Annotated in this window: 3 protein-coding genes and 1 pseudogene; 1 reads left to right on the top strand and 3 read right to left on the bottom strand. The window is 73.4% G+C overall.

The features are described 5' to 3' along the window. Together FV222_RS22775 and FV222_RS22770 are read right to left on the bottom strand one after the other, a co-directional pair. The coding region (locus tag FV222_RS22775; RefSeq protein WP_246685611.1) for an ABC transporter substrate-binding protein at positions 1–452 on the bottom strand (452 nt) is incomplete at its 3' end. A gap of 4 nt (positions 453–456) precedes the next feature. After that, positions 457–894, bottom strand: coding sequence for a heme-binding protein (locus FV222_RS22770; protein WP_147815709.1), 438 nt, complete (start codon positions 892–894; stop codon positions 457–459). 82 nt (positions 895–976) lie between these two features. Between FV222_RS22770 and FV222_RS22765 the strand changes: the two genes are divergently transcribed. Next, positions 977–2,101: a hypothetical protein gene (locus FV222_RS22765; RefSeq protein ID WP_147815708.1), complete on the top strand. Its 1,125-nt coding sequence runs from the start codon at positions 977–979 to the stop codon at positions 2,099–2,101. Positions 2,102–2,114: 13 nt separating this feature from the next. Here the strand turns inward: FV222_RS22765 and FV222_RS22760 are convergent. Next, positions 2,115–2,563: pseudogene (locus FV222_RS22760) on the bottom strand (alpha/beta hydrolase); the annotation flags it as partial.

Here is a 2,563-nt window from a genome sequence, read left to right as displayed (position 1 = left end):
ACGCCGAGCGCCGTCGCCGGCATCGCGCCGCGGTTGATCGCCGCCGCGTTGCGGATCGGGAACAGCACCTCGGCGTATTTCGCCGCCGTCTCCGGCGCGAGGATGCGGCGCAGGGAGTAGACGAAGGCCTCTGCCTCGACCGGGTCGCCGTTCGACCAACGCCCGCCCTCGCGCAGGGTGAAGGTGTAGGTCAGCCCGTCGTCCGACACGCGCCAGGATTGCGCGGCGCCGGGGATGATGGCGCCGCGGTTGTCGTAGGTGAGCAGCCCGTCATAGAGGTCGCGCAGGATGTGCGCCTCGGCCACGGTCGACGACCGGTGCGGGTCGAGGGTCTCGGGGTCGGCGTCGTTGCCGCGCCGATACGTGCCGTCCGGCGCCGCCCGCGCTCCGGCAGTACCCGCGAGCAGCATGGCGCCCGCGCCGGAAAGCCAGCCACGGCGCGGCAGGCGCATCGGCTCAGGCGCCGGTCTCTGGCACGAGCCCGGCGGCCTCGATGCCGGCGAGCGCGCAGATCTCGTCGTTGTCCGACGTGTCGCCCGAGATGCCGACGGCGCCGAGCAGGCGGCCGCCCTGAGCACGGATCAGCACGCCGCCCGGCACCGGCACCAGGGCCGCGGCCCCGACCACGTGGCTCACCGCCGCGACGAAGTAGGGCTGGGCCTCCGCCCGGGCATGGATCGCCCGCGAGCCGAGGCCGAGCGCCAGGGCGCCGTTGGCCTTGCCCATCGCGATCTCGGCGCGGCGGAGCGAGGCGCCGTCCTCCACCTGGACACATTTCAGAGACCCTCGATCGTCATAGACGACCACGGCGAGCGGCTTCAGGCCGCGCGTTCGGGCCGTCTCCAAGGCGGTCGCGACGATGATGCGGGCGGACTCGAGCGTCAGGTCGATCATCGGAACCGGGGGATTGGGGGGACGGACAGCCGGGGCGGACGGTCCGCGACGGCCAGGGATCAGGACAAGGAGGCGATCGACGATGCGTCGCGCGATCATCCATATCGGAATGCCCCGGACGGGGTCCACATCGCTGCAGCTGGTGCTGGCCACTCTGCGTCCGAGGCTGGCGGAGGCCGGGCTGCTCTACCCAGACCTCGCGCCCGAGGGAGCCCGGTCTGGGGCCGACATCAACCACCAGGGGTTGGGCGAGGCGCTCGACGGCCGGCGGCCGAAGGCGGAGCGCCGCACGATGCTGGCGCGCCTCGATCTGGCGCTCGCCGACACCGACGCCGACACCGTGATCCTCTCCTACGAGGACTTCTCGGTGCAGCGGCCGAGCTTCGGCGTTCCGCGGACGCTGTCCGAGGTGTTCGCCCGGCGCGGCTTCGCGATGGAGGTCGTGATGGCGGTGAAGCCGCCGTTCGAGTTCCTGAACTCCGCCTACGCCCACCGCGCGCAGCTGGTGAAGGAGCCGCGGACCTTCCGTGAATACGCCCGCGCGCATCGCCGCTCCGGGCGCCTCGACTACCGCGCGCTCATCGCCCCGTGGGCGCAGGCGACGGATGGCGCCGTCACCGCCGTGCCGCTTCGCGACGCGCGCTCCGACGCGACGCTGGTCGAGCGGTTCGTCGCCGCCCTCGGCCTCGCCGGGCGGCTCGGGCCGATGATGGACGCCGCGGTCCTGGGCACCGTGACCAACCGCAGTTCCGGGCCGCTCGCCGTCGAGGCTTCGCGCCGGCTGCGGAGCCTCAGGGTCCACCGGCAGGTGGACGGCCACCCGCGCCGCATCGGTCACGTCCTCGATCAGGCGGCGTGGTCGCGCGGCCTCGATCCCGAGCCGTTCCGCGGCGACGCGCCGGAACTTGCCGAGGAACTCGCCGACCGCTTCGCCGCCACCTGCGCGCGCTTCGCCGAGCTGGCCTGGGGCCTGCCATGGGATCGGGTCGTCGCTGCGGCGCCCGCGCGGGCGCCGAACGAGTGGGCCGGCCGGCCGATCCCGGCAGAGACTGAAGCGCAGATCGCGCTCCTGATGCGCGAGACCATGCACCGTTTCGACTTCCGCAGGCCCCCGGCGTGGCGCCGGGTCCCGGCCGAGTGCGTGGAGCGCGCCATCCTCGGCGCTGCGCGGCTCGCCGGTTTCGAATCGCGATGGCGGGTCAGCTGAGCGCGGCGCCCGGTCAAGCAAGGCCGGCGAAGAACGCATCGAAGGCGCCCGTCACCGTCGCCGGGTCCTCGAAATGCGGGAAGGCGCCGGTGGGCAGGGCGCGGATCGTCCAGTTCGGCCGGCCGGCGAAACGCGGCGCGTCGCGGAAGTCGACGAAGTCGCCGCGGCTGCCGTGCAGCATCAGCACCGGGAGCGTCAGCGCCTCGTAGAGCGTGGTGGCGTCGGTAGGGAACAGGTAGCCGGCCACGAAGCAGTACGGTGCGTGCCGCGCGCCCGGCTGGTGGGCCGACAGGTGATCGTAGGCGAACAGCCCTTCGTCGATCCGCTTCGAGCCGAAGGTCTTGCGCAGGAAGAAGCGCATGCTCGGGCGGCTGACGAGGAGGGCGAACAACGCCGGCCCGAGGACGGCCGAGTCGACGATCCTGCGGACGCGCGGGCTGCCGCGGTCGCCGCCCGCCGGCC

The sequence above is a fragment of the Methylobacterium sp. WL103 genome (assembly GCF_008039885.1).
In the GTDB taxonomy this organism is placed as follows: Bacteria; Pseudomonadota; Alphaproteobacteria; order Rhizobiales; family Beijerinckiaceae; genus Methylobacterium; species Methylobacterium cerastii.
Note: the sequence above shows the minus strand (reverse complement) of the source record. Positions and strands in the feature narration are given on the sequence as shown.

Coding starts and splice junctions, on each gene's coding strand:
- FV222_RS22770 (WP_147815709.1), bottom strand. CDS start 894: ATGATCGACCTGACGCTCGAGTCCGCCCGCATCATCGTCGCGACCGCC.
- FV222_RS22765 (WP_147815708.1), top strand. CDS start 977: ATGCGTCGCGCGATCATCCATATCGGAATGCCCCGGACGGGGTCCACA.